The sequence below is a fragment of the Collinsella sp. 4_8_47FAA genome, assembly GCF_000763055.1.
Lineage (GTDB): Bacteria > Actinomycetota > Coriobacteriia > Coriobacteriales > Coriobacteriaceae > Collinsella.
Genome location: NZ_KN214135.1, coordinates 437,625 through 458,179 on the forward strand (window position 1 = coordinate 437,625; position 20,555 = coordinate 458,179).

Annotated in this window: 16 protein-coding genes; 5 read left to right on the plus strand and 11 right to left on the minus strand. The window is 60.6% G+C overall.

Annotated features, from left to right (window positions below; genetic code table 11):
• Window positions 1-64: 64 nt before the first annotated feature.
• From HMPREF9463_RS05295 to HMPREF9463_RS10445, 3 genes are all read right to left on the minus strand, one after another.
• The gene (locus HMPREF9463_RS05295; protein ID WP_198019930.1) at window positions 65-421 is read right to left on the minus strand and encodes an Hpt domain-containing protein; all 357 of its coding nucleotides are present in this window, start codon (window positions 419-421) and stop codon (window positions 65-67) included.
• A 23-nt stretch (window positions 422-444) separates the two neighbouring features.
• On the minus strand, window positions 445-2,325 hold the full coding sequence (locus HMPREF9463_RS05300; protein WP_052044091.1) for a diguanylate cyclase: 1,881 nt from the start codon (window positions 2,323-2,325) through the stop codon (window positions 445-447).
• A gap of 211 nt (window positions 2,326-2,536) precedes the next feature.
• Complete coding sequence (locus HMPREF9463_RS10445) at window positions 2,537-3,334, minus strand: alpha/beta fold hydrolase (RefSeq protein WP_052044092.1); 798 nt, start codon at window positions 3,332-3,334, stop codon at window positions 2,537-2,539.
• 225 nt (window positions 3,335-3,559) lie between these two features.
• On the opposite strand from HMPREF9463_RS10445, the gene HMPREF9463_RS05310 reads away from it, so the two are divergent.
• The 3 genes from HMPREF9463_RS05310 (at window position 3,560) to HMPREF9463_RS05320 (ending at window position 6,449) form a co-directional block, all read left to right on the plus strand.
• Window positions 3,560-4,336: a radical SAM protein gene (locus tag HMPREF9463_RS05310; RefSeq protein WP_035137616.1), complete on the plus strand. Its 777-nt coding sequence runs from the start codon at window positions 3,560-3,562 to the stop codon at window positions 4,334-4,336.
• Between the two features lie 160 nt (window positions 4,337-4,496).
• A complete protein-coding gene (map, locus tag HMPREF9463_RS05315) occupies window positions 4,497-5,384 on the plus strand; it encodes a type I methionyl aminopeptidase (protein WP_035137617.1) in 888 nt (295 codons plus the stop codon).
• 129 nt (window positions 5,385-5,513) lie between these two features.
• The gene (locus tag HMPREF9463_RS05320; protein ID WP_035137619.1) at window positions 5,514-6,449 is read left to right on the plus strand and encodes a D-2-hydroxyacid dehydrogenase; all 936 of its coding nucleotides are present in this window, start codon (window positions 5,514-5,516) and stop codon (window positions 6,447-6,449) included.
• Between the two features lie 282 nt (window positions 6,450-6,731).
• On the opposite strand, the gene HMPREF9463_RS05325 is transcribed toward HMPREF9463_RS05320, so the two are convergent.
• Entirely contained in the window at window positions 6,732-8,117 is a 1,386-nt protein-coding gene (locus HMPREF9463_RS05325) for a M18 family aminopeptidase (protein WP_232219758.1), read from the minus strand.
• A 161-nt stretch (window positions 8,118-8,278) separates the two neighbouring features.
• Between HMPREF9463_RS05325 and HMPREF9463_RS05330 the strand changes: the two genes are divergently transcribed.
• Window positions 8,279-9,364: a carcinine hydrolase/isopenicillin-N N-acyltransferase family protein gene (locus tag HMPREF9463_RS05330; RefSeq protein ID WP_035137620.1), complete on the plus strand. Its 1,086-nt coding sequence runs from the start codon at window positions 8,279-8,281 to the stop codon at window positions 9,362-9,364.
• 140 nt (window positions 9,365-9,504) lie between these two features.
• A complete protein-coding gene (locus HMPREF9463_RS05335) occupies window positions 9,505-10,584 on the plus strand; it encodes a 6-phosphofructokinase (RefSeq protein ID WP_035137621.1) in 1,080 nt (359 codons plus the stop codon).
• Between the two features lie 541 nt (window positions 10,585-11,125).
• Here the strand turns inward: HMPREF9463_RS05335 and HMPREF9463_RS05340 are convergent.
• The 7 genes from HMPREF9463_RS05340 to HMPREF9463_RS05375 form a co-directional block, all read right to left on the minus strand.
• Window positions 11,126-13,891 carry an FtsX-like permease family protein gene (locus HMPREF9463_RS05340; protein ID WP_052044093.1) on the minus strand — a complete coding sequence of 922 codons (2,766 nt, stop codon included), beginning with the start codon at window positions 13,889-13,891 and terminating at the stop codon, window positions 11,126-11,128.
• 5 nt (window positions 13,892-13,896) lie between these two features.
• On the minus strand, window positions 13,897-14,598 hold the full coding sequence (locus HMPREF9463_RS05345; RefSeq protein ID WP_035137622.1) for an ABC transporter ATP-binding protein: 702 nt from the start codon (window positions 14,596-14,598) through the stop codon (window positions 13,897-13,899).
• Between the two features lie 85 nt (window positions 14,599-14,683).
• Window positions 14,684-16,045: a sensor histidine kinase gene (locus HMPREF9463_RS05350; protein WP_084591789.1), complete on the minus strand. Its 1,362-nt coding sequence runs from the start codon at window positions 16,043-16,045 to the stop codon at window positions 14,684-14,686.
• Between the two features lie 2 nt (window positions 16,046-16,047).
• Window positions 16,048-16,731, minus strand: coding sequence for a response regulator transcription factor (locus tag HMPREF9463_RS05355; protein ID WP_035137623.1), 684 nt, complete (start codon window positions 16,729-16,731; stop codon window positions 16,048-16,050).
• Window positions 16,732-16,959: 228 nt separating this feature from the next.
• On the minus strand, window positions 16,960-17,538 hold the full coding sequence (locus tag HMPREF9463_RS05360; RefSeq protein WP_232219759.1) for a methylated-DNA--[protein]-cysteine S-methyltransferase: 579 nt from the start codon (window positions 17,536-17,538) through the stop codon (window positions 16,960-16,962).
• A 402-nt stretch (window positions 17,539-17,940) separates the two neighbouring features.
• Complete coding sequence (locus tag HMPREF9463_RS05370) at window positions 17,941-18,966, minus strand: aspartate-semialdehyde dehydrogenase (RefSeq protein ID WP_035137626.1); 1,026 nt, start codon at window positions 18,964-18,966, stop codon at window positions 17,941-17,943.
• Between the two features lie 174 nt (window positions 18,967-19,140).
• A complete protein-coding gene (locus HMPREF9463_RS05375; RefSeq protein WP_035137628.1) occupies window positions 19,141-20,529 on the minus strand; it encodes an aspartate kinase in 1,389 nt (462 codons plus the stop codon).
• Between the last annotated feature and the right edge of the window lie 26 nt (window positions 20,530-20,555).

Consider the following 20,555-nt stretch of genomic DNA (forward strand, 5'->3'; position numbering starts at 1 on the left):
ATGGTCCGACGGGGAGCCCTTTTACCTATATGTAGCCGGCACACAGCCCAAGGCTCGCAAGCCCTTATTCAGCCGCCTCGCGCAGGGCCGACATCGTCGCCGCATATTGCTGCTGCAGCGCATGCATTCCCTCGCGAGCGCCGTCAACGGTATCGGCACCGCGCAGCGCCTCGGTCACCACGACCGCCGGCTCGTACAGATTATCGAATCCCAGGTTCTGGCTCACGCCTTTGAGCGTGTGCGCTGCCATAAACGCACCTTCGGCGTCTCCTGCCGCCATGGCGGCCTCCAGCTTGTCCATGCTCTCGTCATCCAAAAACTTGAGGGCAAAGCGGCTAAGCATTTCCTCGCCCATCAGCCGAGCGCACGCGTCATCATAATTGGCGCCAATCTTCTCATACGCCTCACGCATGGAAATCATGGATTAAAACTCCTTTGGTCAAACTAAATCGTGGGAAACGCGACAACGTCGGCGGGGCGTGCCAACGTCTCGGCAATACGGTCTTGCACCTCGAGCAGGCAGTCGAGCAACAGCGGGTTAAAGGTGCCGCACTTACCGTCCAAGATCATCTGGATCGCCTCCTTGTGCGGGATAGCGTCCTTGTACACGCGCACGCTCGTCAGCGCATCGTACACGTCGGCCACCGAAACCACCTGTGCGGCAATGGGAATTTCGTCGCCCTTAAGGCCATCGGGATAACCCTTGCCGTCCCAGCGCTCGTGGTGCCAACGCACGATCTGGTACGCATATTCCATAAGCGCATTGCCGGCGTGATGGCTACCCAGCTCACGCAGCATGTCGGCGCCAATCGTGGTATGCGTCTTCATAATCTCGAACTCCTCGGGCGTAAGGCGTCCGGGCTTGTTGAGAATCGCATCGTCTATCGACATCTTGCCGATATCGTGTAGCGCCGAAGCCAGGGCGATCGTGGAGCGTTCCTCATTGTCGAGGGAGATCGCGCCGCTACGCCGGACCAGACAGCCAAGCAGCAGCTCGGTCAGCTTCTCGATGTTCGTAACGTGCCTGCCGCTCTCGCCGTTGCGAAGCTCCATGACGCCGGCCATGATGTCGATGAGCATGCGACTGTTCTTGACGCGCTCATTGTACTGCTGGGACAGCAGGTTCGTCAGGCGGCGCTGTTTGGCGTATAGGCGGATGGTGTTGCTTACACGGCGGCGCACGACACGGGAGTCAAACGGGCGGTTGATATAGTCCGAGGCGCCCAGCTCGTACGCGCGCAGAACCATATCATCGGAATCTTCGCTCGAAATCATGATGACAGGCAGATTGTCACTAACCGATCGGCGCGACAGATCGGCCAGCACCTCAAAGCCGCTTACGCCCGGCATGACAATATCCAGCAGCACGAGCGACAACTCATCGCCATAGCGGTCGACCATGTCGAGCGCCGCACGACCGTGGTCGGCCTCGAGGATGCAATACTCGTCCTTGAGCATCTCGCTGAGAATGGCTCGGTTCATCTCGGAGTCATCGACAATAAGCACCAAAGGCTTTTCGCTTTGGAAGACCTCGATGGAATCGGCATCGGTCACGACCGTACCGGCTTTTGCCTTAGCGCGGCTCAATAACTGGACAGCGCGGCCAACGCCCTCATCGACCGTCTCGCCATGAATGAGAACGCCACCAACACATGCCGTCAAGCTCACGTACTCATGGCCCGGAATAATCGTGGAACGAACGGCATCGGATACCTGATGCAGGCGACGGGTGAAGTCATCGGAGGGAATATTGGGCATGACAACCACAAACTTGTCGCAGCCATAGCGCACAAGCTCGTCAGTCGAACGGATTCCGCTGCGCATGGCTGTCGCCACAGCACCGAGCGCAAGGTCGCCGGCATGACGGCCACACGTATCGTTGAAGACCCTAAAATCATCAAGGTCGATCATCGCAATGCCGGCATTCATGCGGGCGCTACGGAGCTTTTCCTCGTAATATCGGCGATTGCGCACGCCCGTCAGCACGTCGGTGTAGACAAGGTCCTCTTCTGTGGCCTCTTGCTCATCAATCGGACGCACCATCAGCAAGACGTGAGGCTCGCCCTCGACCTTTAGAGGGCGCAGACGGGCGCGGTACTCAACACCATCGTTGAGTAGTTGCTCCGATACATCATCGGAACCTTCCAAGGCCTCAAGACTCGACTGACGCAGACAAGGGCAGCGATTGCCGGCGAGTAGGCAGTTAGGCTCGCTCTTAATCTGATCGGCCGACAGCAAACGCACCACGGGGTAGGTCTTCGCGACGCGGGCGACCTCAGCGGCAGCCTCCTCGTCGGTTAGATTTGCCTCGTGATTATTGAGCATATGGGGGCCTTTCTATCGTCACGCACGGCAACGGCACATATCAAATGATACAAGGGTAACATCTAACAGCTGCAGGCAAACGCGCGATTATCGTTGCATTTTTATGACCTGGCAAACAGTGGTAATGGAGCCGCGGGCGCGCGGTTATGGGCGCATTCGTTAACAATGACGAAACGCCAACAGTCCCCCTCCCCGCAGGTCATCGAGCGCGCTAACGCTCCAAGACATCGCGAACGGCGTTTGCCGCTGTAACGGGACGATCGCGCAGACCGTTATGCGCGCCCGGGATCGTCACGAGGGGGCAATCGAGATATTCGGCAGCCGCTCGCGTACCAGCCTCGCGGGGCGTACCGACCGAAAGCTCGCCGAGAAGCACAGCAGCAACGGACTTCGATGCGCGGACACTATCCCAAATGGGAACGTAAGTCATATTTGTTCCGTATTCATTGGCCATGAAGCAACGACCATTGCGCAGGGCATGTTTGGCTTCCGCTTCGGTCGTCCCAGGAGCCTCGGGGTCCAAGTCGCCGAGGGCTCCCAAGAAAAGCCGGAGCGCCCTTGAAACCTTTCCAGCCGCAATCATATCGAGCAAAACCGGAGCTGCGCCCATGCCGACGCCTTCGGCCGACACAGCTGGCTCGTGCAGAATCGCACGGGCGACGAGATGGGGTTCGGTGCGAAGAAGCTCCAGCGCCACCAACGTACCGGCGCTGTGCGCAAGCACATTTGTCGGAGCGCCAACGTGTTCGATCACGGCCTGCAGGTCGGCGGCCTGAGCGGCAAGATCATAGCTGCCGTCTGCCGCTTTGCTGCTGCCACCACAGCCACGGCGGTCGTAGGCAATTACGCGGTAGTTGCGGCTGAGCTCACAAGCGATGCCGTCGAAAAATGTGCCGTCGACACAGGCGCCGTGCACGCACACCAAGGCAGGAGTATCAGGCAACACATCCGGGCCGGCATATTCGCGGCAGGCGATCGTGGTGCCCGCATTCTCGACCGTAAAATCCATGTTGTGCCCCCATCATCAATGCCCATCCAATTGCACGTCAGTACGGTTGGATGGACCCGCATTGCCTTACGCCTTGTTAACAGATTAACTGTACCCGACCCGAGGCTTTTCATGGCACGGCATCATGAGCGACGTGAAAAAACGAAACTTGTAAAGCAAGAGCCCGCACCTTGCTTTGGAGCCGATGCTATGCTTAGGCACAATTGTCTTGAGGAGCATATGCCTATGTCTACGTTTTTGAATGCCAGCCCCATCTTTGGGCCCGTTCGCAGCCGTCGCCTTGGTCTCTCGCTCGGCGTCAACATGATGCCGGCCAGCGGCAAAATCTGCACGTTCGACTGCATTTACTGCGAAAACGGCCTCAACGCCGAGCGCCCCTGCCATGAACCGTACAACACGGCCGCCGTGGTACTCGACGCGCTCGAGGCAAAGCTGCGCGAGATGGCAGCCGAGGGCGAGCTCCCCGATGTGATCACCTTCGCAGGCAACGGCGAACCCACCGCCGCACCGGAGTTTCCGCAGGCCATCGCCGGCGCCATCGCGCTGCACGACGAGCTTGCCCCAAACTCCAAGATCGCCGTGCTCTCCAACGGCACGCGCGCCGACCGTCCCCAGGTGCACGACGCGCTCATGATGGTCGACGACAACATCCTCAAGCTCGATACCGTCGACCCGGCGTTTATCCAGCTGCTCGACCAGCCCGTTGGCCCCTACGACGTCGAGCACCAGATCGAGACGTTCGCAAGCTTTGACGGTCACGTTATTATCCAGACGATCTTTTTGACCGGCGAGTACCGGGGCAAGTCTATCGATAACACCGGCGAGGAGTACGTCGGCCCCTGGCTCGCGGCGCTTGAGCGCATTCGCCCACAAGAAGCGACCATCTACACGGTGGCGCGCGAGACACCGATCGCCGGCCTTGCCAAAGCGGCGCCCGAGGTGCTCGACGCCATTGCCGCGCGCGTCCAAGCCCTCGGCATTCCCTGCCAGGTGAGCTACTAGCAAAACCACGCAGCAGCCAGTGTCCGCCATCCCGCTCCATCAGTTGCGGTGATATAGTTCCTATTTATGCTGTTAAACCGCTTAAATCGGAACTATATCACCGCAACTTTTATGGACGCGTGGGTGGGCTATACTAGCTGCGGATGAAAGGAAGTTAGCCATGTATGACAAAGGACCCGTGCCTGGCCGCAACGACGCTTGCTGGTGCGGCAGCGGCAAGAAATACAAGAAATGCCATAGCGCCTTTGATGAGCGCCTCGAGCGCTTGTGGGAAGAGGGCTGGGAGGTTCTGCCTCGCACGCTCTACAAGACTCCCGCCGATATCGAGGGCATCAAGCGCTCGGCCGCCATCAACGTGGGCGTGCTCGATTATGTGGGCGAGCATATCGCCGCAGGCATGACCACCAACCAGATCGACCAGATGATCTACGACTACACCGTCGAGCACGGCGGCACGCCGGCAGACCTCAACTACGAGGGTTACCCCAAGAGCGTGTGCACCTCGATCAACGACGTCGTCTGCCACGGTATCCCCTGCGATGCGGATGTGCTGCACGAGGGCGATATCATCAACGTGGACTGCTCCACGATCCTGGACGGTTACTTTAGTGATTCGAGCCGTATGTTCTGCATCGGCGAGGTATCTGCCGAGCGCCAGCGCCTGGTCGACGTCACCCGCGCCAGCGTGGAGGCGGGTCTGGCGGCCGTCAAGCCATGGCTGCCGCTGTCCGTAATGGCCGAGGCCGTGCAAAAGACGGTCGAGGACGCCGGTTTTAGTGTGGTGCGCGAGTACGGCGGACACGGCATCGGTAAGGAGTTCCACGAGGACCCGTTTGTGGGCTTTACCACCGAGGCGCCCGATGTGGACACCATCATGGCTCCGGGCATGGTCTTTACCATCGAGCCCATGGTCAATGCCGGAGCGCCCGACATCAAGATTAGCAAGGGTGACGGCTGGTGTGTGCGCACCAAGGACGGCAGCGATTCGGCCCAGTGCGAGGTACAGCTCGTGGTGACCGAGGACGGTTACGAGCTGCTCAGCTGGTAGCTGTGGATGCGCCGGATGCCGACGGGCACGCCCGTCTTGCATCCGGCGTTTTATTTGAGCGTTTTGCCTGATAAAACCTGCCAAAATTAACCTGTCCCTTTTTGGCAGGTCGAGCGGAGAGGACTGCTTGTGAACATCCTGGTTTTGTTGCCTGTCAACGACCGTCATCGCGCGATCCTCGAGTCGAGCGCTCCGGGCGAGGACTTTATCTACACGAGCGCCGACGCCGCCACGCGCGAGCAGGTCGCCGATGCCGACGTGATCTTGGGCAACATTGACCCTGCCCTGCTTACCGCGTGCAAGCACCTCCAGCTGTTGCAATTGCAGACCGCCGGCTATGACGATTACTTGGCCGCCGGCACCGTGCCGGCTGAAGCCAAGCTATCTTGCTCGATCGGCGCCTACGGTCAGGCCGTGAGCGAGCACATGTTTGCCATGGTGCTGTCTATGATGAAGCGCCTGCCCGGCTATCACGACTTGCAGCGCGAGCATCGCTGGGAGGATTTGGGCCCGGTTACCTCGCTCAAAAACGCCAACGTGCTGGTGCTGGGCGCGGGCGATATCGGCGGCCACTTCGCCACGCTCTGCCGCAGCATGGGCGCGCACGTCCGCGGCATCAAGCGCCATCCGCTCGTCTACCCCATTGTATTTGAGGACATGGACGGCATGGATGCCCTGTCTGAGCGCCTGGCCGAGGCCGATGTCGTCGCATCCTTTATGCCGAGCACGCCCGAGACCCGCGGTCTGGCGAATGCCAAGTTCTTCGCCGCGATGAAGCCGGGCGCCTTCTTTGCCAACGGCGGCCGCGGCGATCTTGTGGTCGCCGACGACTTGGTTGTCGCTCTGGAGTCGGGGCATCTCGCCGGTGCCGCGGTCGACGTCACCGACCCCGAGCCGCTGCCTGCCGCAAGCCCGCTGTGGGATGCGCCCAACATGCTCATCACACCGCACGTCTCGGGCTGGTTCCATCTGGCAGCCACGCTCAACAACGTGGTCGACATCGCCGCGGAAAATCTTCGCCATCTGCAAGCCGGCGAAACCCTGCGCTGCTGGATTGAACACTAATTGTTCCGGCGTTTTGCCAAACGCCGGAACCCCTCGACGCTGCGAGCCCGCCAGAGCGGCAATCTGACGTTCAATCGTCGGGCATGGCCAAAAGGCCTATGCCCTCCTCTTTCACGTCACCTTGCTCGCTCTGGCGGGCTCTCGCTGACTTTTGCTCTACCTGCGGCGTTCCGCTGGCGCCGGCTTTATTTGCAGGCCCTAGCAGTTCCGTCTTGTCGTTGGCGTTGAAGCATTTGCCCAAATAAAACCTGCCAAAGTAAACCTGTCCCTTTTTGGCAGATTTTAGAGCTCCACGCTTTCGGCACCGTTGATGTTTAGGTCGCGCTCGTAGAAAGCCGTGAGGGCACGGATCGCGTACATCACGTCGCGCACGCCACCGGTCTCGTAGCTCGAGTGCATGGCCAGCTGCGGCAGGCCCACGTCCACGGCGTGCATACTCGCCTGCATATTGGACAGATTGCCGAGCGTGGAGCCACCCGCCATATCGCTCTTGTTGGCAAAGGCTTGCGTGGGCACGTCTGCGTCATCGCAGATGGCCTGGAACACTGCGCGGCTAAAGGCATCGGTGCAGTAGTGCTGGTTGGCGGCTTCCTTGATGACGATACCGCCGTTGAGCACGACCTGGTTGTGGGCATCGCACTTCTCGGCGTGGTTGGGATGCACGGCGTGCGCGTTGTCGCAGCTCACGAGCATCGAGGCGGCAAGCGCACGGTGGTACGACTCGTCATCAAAGCCCAGCGACCCGTTAATGCGACGCAACGCATCGGCCAAGAACGTCGACATGGCGCCCTGCTTGGTCTCGGAGCCAACCTCCTCGTTGTCGAAACAGCAAAAGACCGAGATGTCGTGCGCATTCTCGGCGCCCAAAAATGCCTGCAGCGAGGTGTAGGCGCAGGCTAGGTCGTCGAGCTTGGGCGTCGAGATAAACTCGTCGGCCCAGCCCCAAATGCGCGCGTCCTGACGATTGACCAGAAACAGATCGCGGCCCAAAATCTGCTCGGGCTCGACGTCCAGTTCGTCGGCGATCAGAGCATCAAAGTCGCCCTGCTTAAGCTCGCCGGCGCTGATGAGCGGGCACAGGTCGACAGCGCGGTTGGGTGCAAAGCCCTCATTGACGCCACGGTTCATATGGATAGCAAGGCTCGGAATGATAGCGACCTCGCGCTCGGTGGCAAGCAGGCGGCTCTCAATACGGTCGCCCTCGCGCACCAGCACGCGTCCAGCCAGCGCCAACGGGCGATCGAACCAGGTGTAGTCGATCATGCCGCCGTAGGCCTCGGTGTTCAGGCGCAGCGTCTCGCCCGCGCCGTCAAGCTCGGGCACGGCCTTAACCTTAAACGTCGGCGAGTCGCTGTGCGACGCCGTCAGCTGAAAATGGTAGTCGCCGGCAACGCCGTCCTCGCCCCACGTAGCAGCCAGGTCCTCGCCCACCTTAAAGGCGATAACGCTCGAGGTGTTGCGCTGCGTGTAATAACGCCCGCCCGGCTCGATGTCCCACGCCGCGTTCTCGGACAGGTAGGTAAAGCCCGCCTCGTCGAGCTCGGCCATAATGGTCGCCGCCGTATGGAACATGCTGGGGCATGCCTCGATAAAGTCGATAAGGTCGTTGGCGGCCTCGATATCATCGGCCGTCACATGCGCGCGCTCGGGCGTTTCCTGATCCGTCATGCTCTCCCCTTTCGCTGGGTTGATGGTCCCTTCCAGCATACCCCGCCGCGCCAGCGCTGCACTCTTCATTCCGTGTTTAATCCCGCACCGCTCACCAAGTTGAGCCATCATGCCCGTGCACCTTTTGCGACAATTACGCTAACAGGACGAGAGGAGCCGCCATGAAGCCACGTAACATTGCCATCGCCTGCGGCGTCGCGGGAGTCGCCGTCGGCCTTGCCGCTGCCACCGGTATCGTTTATCACAAGCAAATCAAGTCCGCCGCGTCGCTCAAACGCTTGACCGGCTACGCGGATGGCTATGACCTGTACGCAATCGACATCGCCTACGACTACGATCTTGATCGCATCATCGCCGCTGGCGTGCGCGACGACCAGGCCTACATCGATGCCGTGGTGGCGCAGGTGCTGCCCGGTGTGCCGGTACATGTCCAGGCGCCCCAGTTTGCCTGCAGCGCTTTTGTCGCCGTAGATGCCGAAGGCCGCGTGCGCACCGGTCGCAATTACGACTTTAAAGACGACACTTCGGCGCTGCTGGTACGCAATCACCCACGCGGCGGCTATGCCTCCATCGGCTTTGCCGCCCTTAACAACCTGGGCGTTAACACTCCACTTGACTCCTTCGCCGGACGCGCCGCCGCACTCATGGGCCCATTTGCCCAGCTCGACGGTGTTAACGAATGCGGCGTGTCCATTGCCGTACTCACCCTGGACTCCAAGCCCTGTGACCAGGACACGCAGCGCCCCGTCATCAACACTTCGCTCGCCATCCGTCTGGTGCTCGACCGCGCGGCTACCACGCAAGAGGCCGTCGACCTACTTTCCGCCCACGACATGCACGCCATGGCCGGACGCGATTACCACTTCTTTATCAACGACGCCGCCGGTGACGCGCGCGTAGTAGAGTGGGATCCACACGATCCGGACCGCGCATGCAAGGCGACGCCCGTGCGCCAGGTCACGAACTTCTACGCCTGCTATGGTGACGAAGTGCTGCCCAACCAAAAGAATGGCGAGCTGGGCCATGGTAAAGAGCGCGCCATCGCAATCGCCGATGTCCTTGACGCCCATGTCGGTGCCCAAGACGAGGCAGTCGCTTGGAAGGCCCTACGCGCTGCAGCGCAAGAACCCAATCCGAAAGACATCACCAGCAATACGCAATGGTCGGTCATCTTTGACAATACCGAGCCCGCTGCCGCCATCACGCTGCGCCGTCACTGGAGCGACGTCGACGCCTTCGCACTGTAAGGAGCTGGCACCGTCGTCCTTACGCCCGCCTGACGTTGTTTACATTTCTATACGCTTGAGCCAACACGTTTTACCCCCGCATCAACAGTGTGCGGGGGTAAACTTATGCGCATGTTATAACTTGCCCGGAAGGATTCACCATGCTTAGGATCGGTCTTCTTACTAGTGGCGGCGACTGCCAGGCGCTCAACGCCACCATGCGCGGCATTGTCAAAACGCTTATGACCAATAGCGAAGAACCTATCGAGATTTATGGCTTTGAGGACGGCTATCAGGGCCTTATCTACAGCAGGTTCCGCGTCATGACGCCCGCCGATTTTAGCGGCATCCTCACCCGCGGCGGCACCATCCTGGGCACGAGCCGCACACCGTTCAAGCGTCTGGATACCCCCGAGGCCGATGGTGTCGAGAAGGTGCCGGCGATGGTCCACACCTATCATAAGCTGCAGCTCGACTGCCTGTTTATGCTGGGCGGTAACGGCTCCACCAAGACCGCCAACCGCCTGCGCGAAGAGGGCCTCAACGTTATCGCGCTGCCCAAGACCATCGATAACGACACCTGGGGCACCGAGCTGACGTTTGGCTTTACGAGCGCCATCGACGTCGCCACCAAGTGCATCGACGACATTCACACCACCGCTTCGAGCCACGGCCGCGTGTTCGTTATCGAGATCATGGGCCACAAGGTTGGCTGGATTCCACTGTACGCCGGCGTCGCGGGCGGCGCGGACGTCATCCTGATTCCAGAGATCCCTTACGACATGGAAAACGTCATCAAGACCATCGAACATCGCATGGAGACCGGCAGCCGCTTTACCATCGTGGCCGTCGCCGAGGGCGCTATCTCCAAGGAGGACGCGGCTCTGTCCAAGAAAGAGTACAAGAAGAAGCTCGCCGAGCGCACGAGCCCGTCGATTGTCTACGACATCGCCAAGGAGATCGAAGCCAAGACCGGTCGCGAGACCCGCGTCGCCATCCCCGGTCACACGCAGCGCGGCGGTCAGCCCGACGCCCAGGACCGCATCTTTGCGACCCAGTGCGGCGTCGAGGCGGCTCTCGGCTGCCTACGCGGCGAGTTTGGCTACATGATTGCCCTGCGCGACGGCAAGATGTGCCACATGCCGCTCGAGGATGTCGCCGGCAAGCTCAAGTATGTCGATCCCCAGAGCGATCTGGTGCGCGAGGCCAAGGCGTTGGGCATCAGCTTCGGCGACGAATAGCCTCGGCCGAAACTGCTCTCATCGGAGGCCCCAGGGCTTACCTCCCAAATCGTCCTCGGACATGTCAGGATCCCGCCGTGTGCTTCGCGCGGCGGGATCCTTCCGTCCTGCGGAAAGATTTGGGAGGTAAGCCCTGGGGCCTCCTGCGGTAACTAGGGAGGCCGTGGCTATTCGTCTTCTTGCTGCGGGTGCCTGGGGTAGGATGCGGCGTGCATTTTTGGGAGTATTCAGCAGCCGAGGGTGCCTGCATACTGGATTTTGGGCGAAAGGCAGGCACCATGGGCCGCATCCTGTAAAAAAACGAGCGGCTCTAGAGGCGTTGGGACTCAGAATCGGGGCTTTCAGCGCGGTTTTGTGCACCCGCCCCCGCGCCCGCGGACCCCGGGATGCTGAATACTCCGGAATTTGCACGGCGCCCCCTGGGGTACCTGTGGGCAAAAAGCAACCGCCCCGTCAAAGTATGCATTTGGCGGAGCGGTTTATGCAAAAATACTGCTGCGGGCGCGTCGGCAGCTCGCTAGAACTTGAATCCCAGGACAGGTTACTCGGCGCTCTTGAGGGCGCCGACCATGTCGATCTTATTGAGAGTTCGGTTGGTGGCGAGGTTGACGATGATCGTAAAGCCGAAGGAAAGCACCACGGCAAGCACGTAGCTCAGCGGCTCGACTTCGACGTCAAAGTACAGCGACGGCATCTGCAGGATGTACGTAAAGCTCTCGGCAAGCAGGCCACCCAGCGGCACGCCCAGTGCGGTGCCAATCGCCGTGAGGATCAACGTCTCCTTGTTGACGTAATGGTGTACCTCGCCACGGCGGAAGCCCAGCACCTTGATGGTCGCCAGCTCGCGCTCGCGCTCGGAGATATTCGTGTTGGACAACGTAAACACCACCACAAACGACAGGCACGCCGCCATAAAGGTCACGAGCACCACGACGGAATTGATGATAGTGAAGTTCGCCTCGTAGTTCTGCCAATGTTCGGCCGTGCTCGAGATGGTGAGCCAACCGTCACTCTTAAGATTCTTGCTAAACGCAATCTGGTCGGCCGACGAGCCCTTAAGCAGCACAAAGATGCCGTTAAGACGCGCGCTTCGGCCGAACGCGCGCTCATAGGTGCCCTGCGTCATATAGAGCGTGTTGCCCAAATAGTTGAGCGAGATGTCGCTGACTTTGACCTTGGCGACGTTGAGCGACGAATCCTGGACCTGCGCCGTGTCGCCCGGCTGAATCCCAAGAACCAGCTGTGAACTCTTGCTCAGATACACGTCTCCGTCACGCAAAGACAGTGGCTCTTTGGACTCATCCTCGAGACGCGCGTAGTCGTCCAGGTCGTTCGTGCGGTCATCGGGCACCACGATCAGCTGCACGGTCTCGCTCTTGCCGCCAAATGTAAAGGTGACGTTGTCGGTCATAATCGGCAGCGTCGAAGACACCGTCACGTTAGAATCCTTAGCCGCGCTGCGCTCATCCAATGCCGCGCACGTCTGCGAAAAATCGTCGGGATTGGCAACCGCCAGCAAGTCATAGCGCGTGATATGCCCATACTGCTTGGGCGAAAGCGCGACCGACGTGTCGCGAATACCCATACCGCAGATCACAAGCGCGGTGCAACCCGCGATACCGAAGATGGTCATAAAGGCGCGCTTTTTGTAGCGAAACAGGTTACGTGCTGCCACCTTGTTCAAAAAGCCCATGCGGCGCCAGATAAAGCCGATGCGCTCGAGCAAGATACGCGAGCCGGCGCGCGGGGCCTTGGGGCGCATGAGCGAGGCCGGAGTCTCGGCCATCTCGTGGCGGCAGGCGATAATCGTGGCGCCCACCACGCCCACGGCAAACAGCGCCACCGAGACGATCGAGGACACGATGTCGTACGAAAGCAACATCTGGGGCAGCGAGTACATGTCGTCGAACACCGTAAACAAGAACAGCGGCAGGCCCACAAATCCGATGATGTTGCCGAGCACGCCGCCGATCAGACAAGCCCACAGCGCATAGTCCACGTATTTGGACAGGATGCGTCCGCGCGAATAGCCGAGCGCCTTATACAGGCCGATGAGCGTGCGCTCCTCCTCGACCATACGCGTGGCGGTGGTAAGGCTGATGAGCACGGCGACGATAAAGAAGATGAACGGGAACACCGTGGCGATGGCTTCAATTGACGAGCTATCGCTCTCCACGCTCGAGTAGCTTGCGATATTGCCGCGGTCCTGGATGTACCAGGTGCATTCTCCCAGATCGGAAAGCTCGGCGCGGGCGTCGGCAAACTGTTGGTCGGCGGCGGCACGGCGCTGGTCCAGGTCGGCTTGCGCCTGCGCACGCTCGTCGCTGCCCTCGGCCATGCGATTGATGTTGTCCTGCTCGATCCCAAAGAGCATGGCGGCCTGACGCTCGGCCGCATCCAAGCTTGTCGGCGTGTCGACCGTCAGCTCCTGAGCGCGCGCCTTCTCACGCTCCTCGCGGATCTTCTCTATATTGCCCTTGACCTCATTGATCTTTGCCGCGTAGGCATCCGAATATGAGTTGAGATCCTTGGCTCCCTCGACGACCACGTGGACCGCGGAGTAGGAAGAAGATGTCGCGGCGTCCTCGCTCACATAGAACTTATAGTCCGCCGCCGAGGCGGCACGGAAGGCGTTGACCGTCGAGTCGGAGCTCACATCAGTGGGATCGAGAACCTCGGCCGTGATGGTGTAATCGCCATCGGCAAACTGATCCTTGGCGCTTTGGTTCGACGAGCTCGCATCGTTGGCAGCAAAGCTCACCGTATCGCCGAGCTTTTTGCCCGAAGCCTTCAGGAACTTCGAAGTCACCGCGACCTCATCGGCGCTCTCGGGCAAATCGCCGTTCACGAGCACTGGCTGATCGATATTCTCCTTGGAGAGACTTTGCACGACCACGCGCTCGCGCGTTGTGCCCACGGCGGTGTAGGCGGTCTCGGTGTAGATGCCCTCGGCCGTTTCGACGCCATCGACCTCTTGGATGGCGTCGAGATCATCGTCAGTCAGGCCATAGGTCGACTGCACGTTAATGTCATAGACATTTTGCTGGTCGAAGTAGGCGTCAACCGAATCGCACAGGTCCTCGCAACCCGCCTTAAGGCCGCACATCACGCTCACGCCAAGCGCGGTGATGACCACGATTGACAAGAAGCGCTTAAGACTGCCTCGGATTGTGCGGTAAATGCCACGGCGAAAAATCGTCGGGACCATATCGTTTGAGCTTTGAGCAGTGCGGTAGGTCGCGAACTCCCAGTCGCGGTCTGCGTGCTCCGTATCGTGGTTTTGGCTGTTTTGGCGATCTTGGTCCATGGGCGCTACCACTCGATCGTCTCGATAGGCACGGGATTTTGCTGGACCGTCTCGCTCTCCACGCGGCCGCTCTTAAAGCGGATCAGGCGATCGGCCATGGGCGCCAGCGCGGAGTTATGGGTGATGATGATGACCGTGATGCCCTGCTTGCGACAGGTGTCCTGTAGCAGCTGCAAGATCTGCTTGCCGGTTTTGTAGTCGAGTGCGCCCGTGGGCTCGTCGCACAGGAGCAGCTTGGGGTTCTTGGCCAGCGCGCGGGCGATGGACACACGCTGCTGCTCGCCGCCCGAAAGCTGCGCCGGAAAGTTAGCAAGACGGTCGCCCAGGCCAACCTGACGAAGCGTTTGCTCGGCATCGAGCGAATCGGGGCAAATCTGCGCCGCAAGCTCGACATTTTCGAGCGCCGTCAGGTTGGGGACCAGATTGTAGAACTGGAAGACAAAGCCGACGTCGGCACGGCGGTATTCCACGAGCTGCGCCTCGTTGGCGGAGCTCACGTCGCGCCCGTCCACCGTCACAGTGCCGGAGGTTACCGTATCCATGCCACCCAGGATGTTGAGCGCCGTAGTCTTGCCGGCACCCGAGGCGCCCAGGATAATGGCGAGCTCGCCGCGCTCAACGGTAAAGCTCGCGCCGTCGAGCGCGTGAATGCGGGCATCGCCCTCGCCGTACGCCTTGATGACGTCTTTGAATTCGATATAAGCCATCGATTAATTCCCATCTGGTCGGATAACTCCTTAGTATTACCCATTTCACACCGACCAAAAAGGGACAGGTTCATTTTGGCAGGTTTTAGAGGCGGACGGTGAAGGTGATCTGGTTGCCGTGGCCGCAGACAGAAGCGCTCCCACCATGGGCTTCGGCGATGGCACGCACCACGGATAGGCCCACGCCCGAGCCGCCCGTCTTGGAGCTGCGCGACACGTCCGCACGATAGAAGCGGTCGAACAATCGATCTAGATCGCCTTCGGGCAGCTCGTCCACGGCGTTCGAAACGACAAGCTCGGCCGAGCCTTTGCCCGCACCGCGCGAAACAGCACGCAGGCTCAGCTCGATAACGCTGTCTTCGCTTGCGTAGCGTGTGGCGTTGTCCAGCAGTAGTTCAACAACCTGCGCCACTGCCGCGGCATCGGCATGGGCCCGCACACCGCTCGCGATCGACGTCGACAGCCGCTTGCCGCGCGAAACCGCCACCGATTCAAACGGCGCCGCCGCCTTGTCCACCGCCTCCGAAAGATCAAACGATGTCATGGCAAAGCCCGCCGAGCCCTCGTCCATGCGAGCCAAAAATACCAGACGCTCCGTAAGTGCCGTCAGCCGCGCGACCTGCTCGTGAATGCTCTGCGTCCACTCGCTTTCGCCGCCCTCAATCTCCTGTACCTCGTTAGCGGCGTCGATCACGGCCAGCGGCGTCTTGATCTCGTGGCTCGCATCGGTAATAAAGCGCTTTTGCTTGCTGTAGCTCTCGACCATCGGTCGAATCACCGCGCCCGAGGCCACCGTCACAATCGCCAATACCGCCAGCCAGCCAATGCAGCTGATGGCCACGCTCGCGCTTAAAAACGAATGGAAGCTTGTGAGCTCGCGTGAACAGTCCACGAACACATAGGTGGTCTCATCGTCTTGAACGTCAGTCGTATAGCGATAATTGCCAGAAAAACCCGAGACCCACCCCTTGGAATGCAGCTTTGCGGCAATACTGGCAGCACGCTTGGCGCCCACCGCGGCAATGCGGGCCGTATTGACATCGGTCACCTGTCCACCGGCAATCGACACCGTAAAGTAACGCGTGTCGAAGGGAGACTCCGCCGTCATACCTTCGAAATGCCTGATGCGAACGCCCGCTTGGCTATCGCCGGTATCCTTGCCATTAGCGGGATCGTCTTTAGACTCATCCCCCCAATCGATGCTGCCCTTGTCCGCCAGGATATAGCCCAGACGCGCATCGGCCATCTTGCAGACATGCGAATAATTGACGATGTTGATGGCGGCGATGATGAGCGTGAGCACCACGGTCACAGCACCCATGGCAACCAGGATGAATTTGCGACGCAGACGGCGGCCCAATGCGTCAGCAGAATTTGTCCGCCCTGTACCACTCGAGGCAGCGTGAAACCGCTCCGTCATGCGCTCCCACCACGCGCTCGCGCTCACGCTTATTCGCCCTCCTCGACAACCTCAAGCGAATATCCCTGATTGCGCGACGCGCGGATGGCCACATTGGCACCAAGCGCCGTCAGCTTTTTGCGCAGGTACGAGATGTAGACCCACACCACGTTGGCGCCTTCGGGCGCGTCCTCACCCCAAACCCCGAGCATCAGACGCTCGGTGGGCATGCGCGTGCCGGCGTTGCGCATAAAGAGCTCCATAAGCTGAAACTCACGATTGGCCAGGTGTTCCTCGCCCAAAGGGCCAACGAGCGTGCACGATGCCGTGTCGAGACGTACGTTGCCCACACTGAGCGTCGTGGCGTCAATTGCCGTCGCGGCACGCGTCATGGCACGAATACGCGCAAGCAGCTCCTTGGCGGCAAACGGCTTGGTCAGGTAATCGTTGGCGCCGGCATCCAGGCCCTCGACCTTATCGGACACCTCGCTTTTTGCCGTGAGCATAATGATGGGCAATCGCTTACCGGCGGCGCGTGTGCGCTTGAGCACCTCGATGCCATCCATGCCGGGCATCATGATGTCCAGGATTGCGGCGTCATAGTCGTTGGCGAGCAGATATTCGAGCGCCGTCAGACCGTCGAGGGCGGTGTCGACCTCGTAGTCGCTATGTTGAAGAATCGCGGTAAGAGCGCGGGAGAGGCCGGGTTCGTCCTCGGCAAGCATCAACTTCATAGTTGCTCCTTTGGCGCATGGCTATACAGGTTTTGATACTGCCGATAATAGCGTACCGTCAACCGCCTTAGCGCAGCCTTAGCTGCTCAACCTGCGCGTTTTTAAATACGCAGGATATGGCTTAGCCAAACTTAAGGCGCACGTGTCGAGCGCTTTGACGCATGCCGAGCGCGAAGGGACAGTGACTCGTCCTTTCACGGCGTCCTAGTTATGCAAAGTGCTCGAGCGTTACTCCTCGTACGCGCCCTCAAGCCGCAGCAGCCACTCCTTGCGGTCAAGCCCGCCGGCATACCCGTTAAGCGAACCATCGGCGGCAACCACGCGATGGCACGGCACAATAATCGAAATGGGATTACGCGCGACCGCGGCCCCCACGGCACGGGGAGACGCAACGGGTGCTTCGTTTCCCGGTACACGATGTCGAGCCGCAACACGCTGGGCGATCTCACCATACGTAGCGACCTCGCCACGCGGGATAGAAAGCAGCTCAAACCAAACCTCGCGCTGAAACGCCGTACCAATCATATGCAACGGCGGCGTAAACTGAGGCTCCTGCCCCGCAAAATAAGCATTCAGCCAAGCCCAAGAACGCTCAAGTACCGACGAGGCAGCACCGTTTGTCGGATTCACCGAAGACATGCCGCCAGCACCAGAAACCGCATCGGCGCCTTCAACATGTTCGGGATCTTCTTTGAGAAGCGTGGAGCCAAAGTGCTCCTGCCCCTCAAACCAAAGCCCCGTCAAACCGCGGCCATCAGCGGCAAGCAGGATCTCGCCCAAAGGCGAAGCAAACGTCGTCGTGACCACCAGCGGCTCCTTTCAAAACTCCGCAAACATAATACCGCGAACTGTGCAGACAACCCCAATCGACCCCAAAGTCACCCAAAGCAGCAGGCGTGCAGCGCCGCAGCTGCCGCACGACCCCAAAGTCCCCAAAGGCGGCAGGCGCAAAGCGCCGAGGGCGCCGCCGGGACCAGGGCCCGCAACGGCCACGTGCCCCCACATCAGCCCAGCGGCCTCAACCAACAACGGCCCCATCGCAGGCCGCTCGCAGCAGCGTCACCGCAGGCGGGGGCCGGGCTTAGCTTTCAGAACACTCCGCAGACCAGTGTGGCGCCTTGTCCGCGGCTCCGAAGGAGCAGGACAAGGCGCCACACATGGTCGAGGACGTTCTGAAAACTAAGCCCGGCCCCCGCCGGACAGGCCACACTACTCGCAGAGCAGCTTAGCGATCTGGACGGCGTTGGTTGCCGCGCCCTTACGGATTTGGTCGCCGCAGCACCAGAAGGTGATACCGCGCGCGGCCTCGGGGTTCGAGATGTCGCGACGCACGCGGCCGACCCAAATCAGGTCCTGGTCGGAGGTGTCCATCGGCATGGGGAAGCGATCGTGCGCATCCTCGGCAGCCATATCGTCAACCAGCTTGACGCCGGGAGCGGCAGCCAGCGCAGCACGGGCCTCCTCGACCGTAATATCGCGCTCAAACTCGAGCGTAATGCTCTCGGAGTGCGAACGCAGCACGGGCACGCGCACGCAGGTGCAGTTCACGCGCAGCTCGGGCAGGTGCATAATCTTGCGGCCCTCGTTTTGCAGCTTCATCTCCTCGGAGGTAAAGCCCTCCTCCTTGACGCCGCCAATCTGCGGAATCAGGTTGCTCGCCAGCTGGGCGGCAAAAGCACGCGGCTCGGGAATCTCCTCGCCACGGCCCAGGGCGGCAAGCTGCGCTTCGAGCTCGGCCATACCGGGAGCACCGGCACCAGAAGCCGCCTGATACGTCGAGACGATCATGCGCTTCACGCCGGCAAGCTGATGCAGCGGCCACGTGGGAACCAGGCCGATGATGGTCGCGCAGTTGGGATTGGCGATAAGGCCGTGATGCCATTTGATATCGTCGGCATTGATCTCGGGCACGACCAGCGGCACCTCGGGATCCATGCGGAAGGCGTGGCTGTTGTCGACCACGACGGCGCCGCGCTTGACGGCCTCGGGCAGCAGCTCCTTGGCGATATCGTCGCCGGCAGCGCCGAGCACGATGTCGCAGCCCTCAAAGGCCTCGGGGCAAGCCTCTTCAATCACAACCTGCTCGCCGCGGAACTCAACGGTCTTGCCCGCAGAGCGCGCGCTCGCCAGCAGCTTGAGCTTACCGACCGGAAACTCCTGCTCGTTGAGGCACTCGAGCATCTGGGTGCCCACGGCTCCCGTCGCGCCCAAAATAGCAACCGTGTACTGTTTCATGCTTCCCCCTTTAAAGGTTGTGGCTTTTGCCCGCACGCCGAGCAGGCCGATTATTGTTGCCAGTGTATACAAGAACGGGGCGGGCACGAAACCCGCCCCGTCGAAACGAAACCGAAACGAAACGCCCCGCCGTAGATTTCTGGCACTTGTCCCAAAAATTCACCGGGATGGCAGCTACTTGTGGAGCGTGGCCAGGGCGGGATCGACCGGCGCGGGAGCCTCCAGATCGGAGACCTTCACAATGCCGTTCTCGTCGGAGAAGGCACGGTAGATGGTCTGAATCGCTAGGTCGAAGTCCTTCTCCTCGACACCGATAATGATGTTGATCTCGTCACAGCTCTGCGAAATCATACGCACGCTCACGCCGGCCTGGCCAAGCATGCCAAACAGGTGACCCGAGATACCTGCGCGCCCGCGCAGGTTACGGCCGACGGTCGCGATAAGTGCCAGGCCCTCGACAACCTCGATCTCGAGCGGCTCGACCTCCTGTTGAATGTCGCCCACGAGCGAGTACAGCGAGTCGTGCACATCCTGCTCCTGCACCACGGCGCCAAAGCGGTCGACACCGGTGGGCATGTGCTCGACGGAAACGTCATAGCGCTCGAAGACCGAAAGCGCGCGGCGCATAAAACCGACACGGGGTTTGGTGCGGTCGCGGGCAACGTTGATGGCGACAAAACCGCGCTTGCCGGTCACACCGGTAATGATGGGCTCCGCCTCGCCCTCATCAGCCGTCTCGCTAATGATGGTGCCGGGGTCCTGCGGCGCATTGGTGTTCTTGATGACCAGCGGAATGCCGGCCTCGCGCACGGGGAACACGGCCTCCTCGTGCAGGACGCTCGCACCCATGTACGAAAGCTCGCGCAGCTCCTCGTAGGTAACGCGCGCAATGGGCTGAGCCTCGGGAACAATACGCGGATCAGCAGAATAGAAGCCCGAGACGTCGGTCCAGTTCTCGTACAGATCGGCACCCAGGCACTTGGCCAGAATCGAGCCGGAAATATCGCCGCCGCCACGGTCGAGCAGCTTAATCTGGCCCTCACGCGTCGCGCCGTAGAAACCGGGCATAACAAAGCCGCCCTGCTGACCGTACTCCTGCACCAGCTCGGAGGTGCGATTCATGCTGAGCGTACCGTCGTGATGGAACGCCACAACCGTCGCGGCGTCCAGGAACGGCAGGTCCAGGTACTCGGCCATCAGGCGAGCGGTGAAGTACTCGCCGCGGCTCACGAGCTCCTCGGTAGAGTAGCCGCCCGAGCGGGCACGCTCGGCAAAGGCCGCAAACTCCTCGCGGATGGGATAGGTAAGTCCTAGCTCGTCAGCAATATCAAAGTAGCGCTGGCCAATGTCCTCGAGCAGCTCCTCACACGACACGTGATACTTAACGTGCGCGTTAACCAGGTAGAGCAGGTCGGTCACCTTGGTGTCGCCTTTAAAGCGGCGACCGCAGGCGGAAACCACCACAAAACGGCGGGCAGGGTCGGCATCGACGATGGCCTTGATCTTCTTGAAGTGTTCGGCGTCGGCGACCGACGAGCCGCCAAACTTGGCAATCTTAATCATGGGCTGGAGGTTACCTTTCTAAAAAG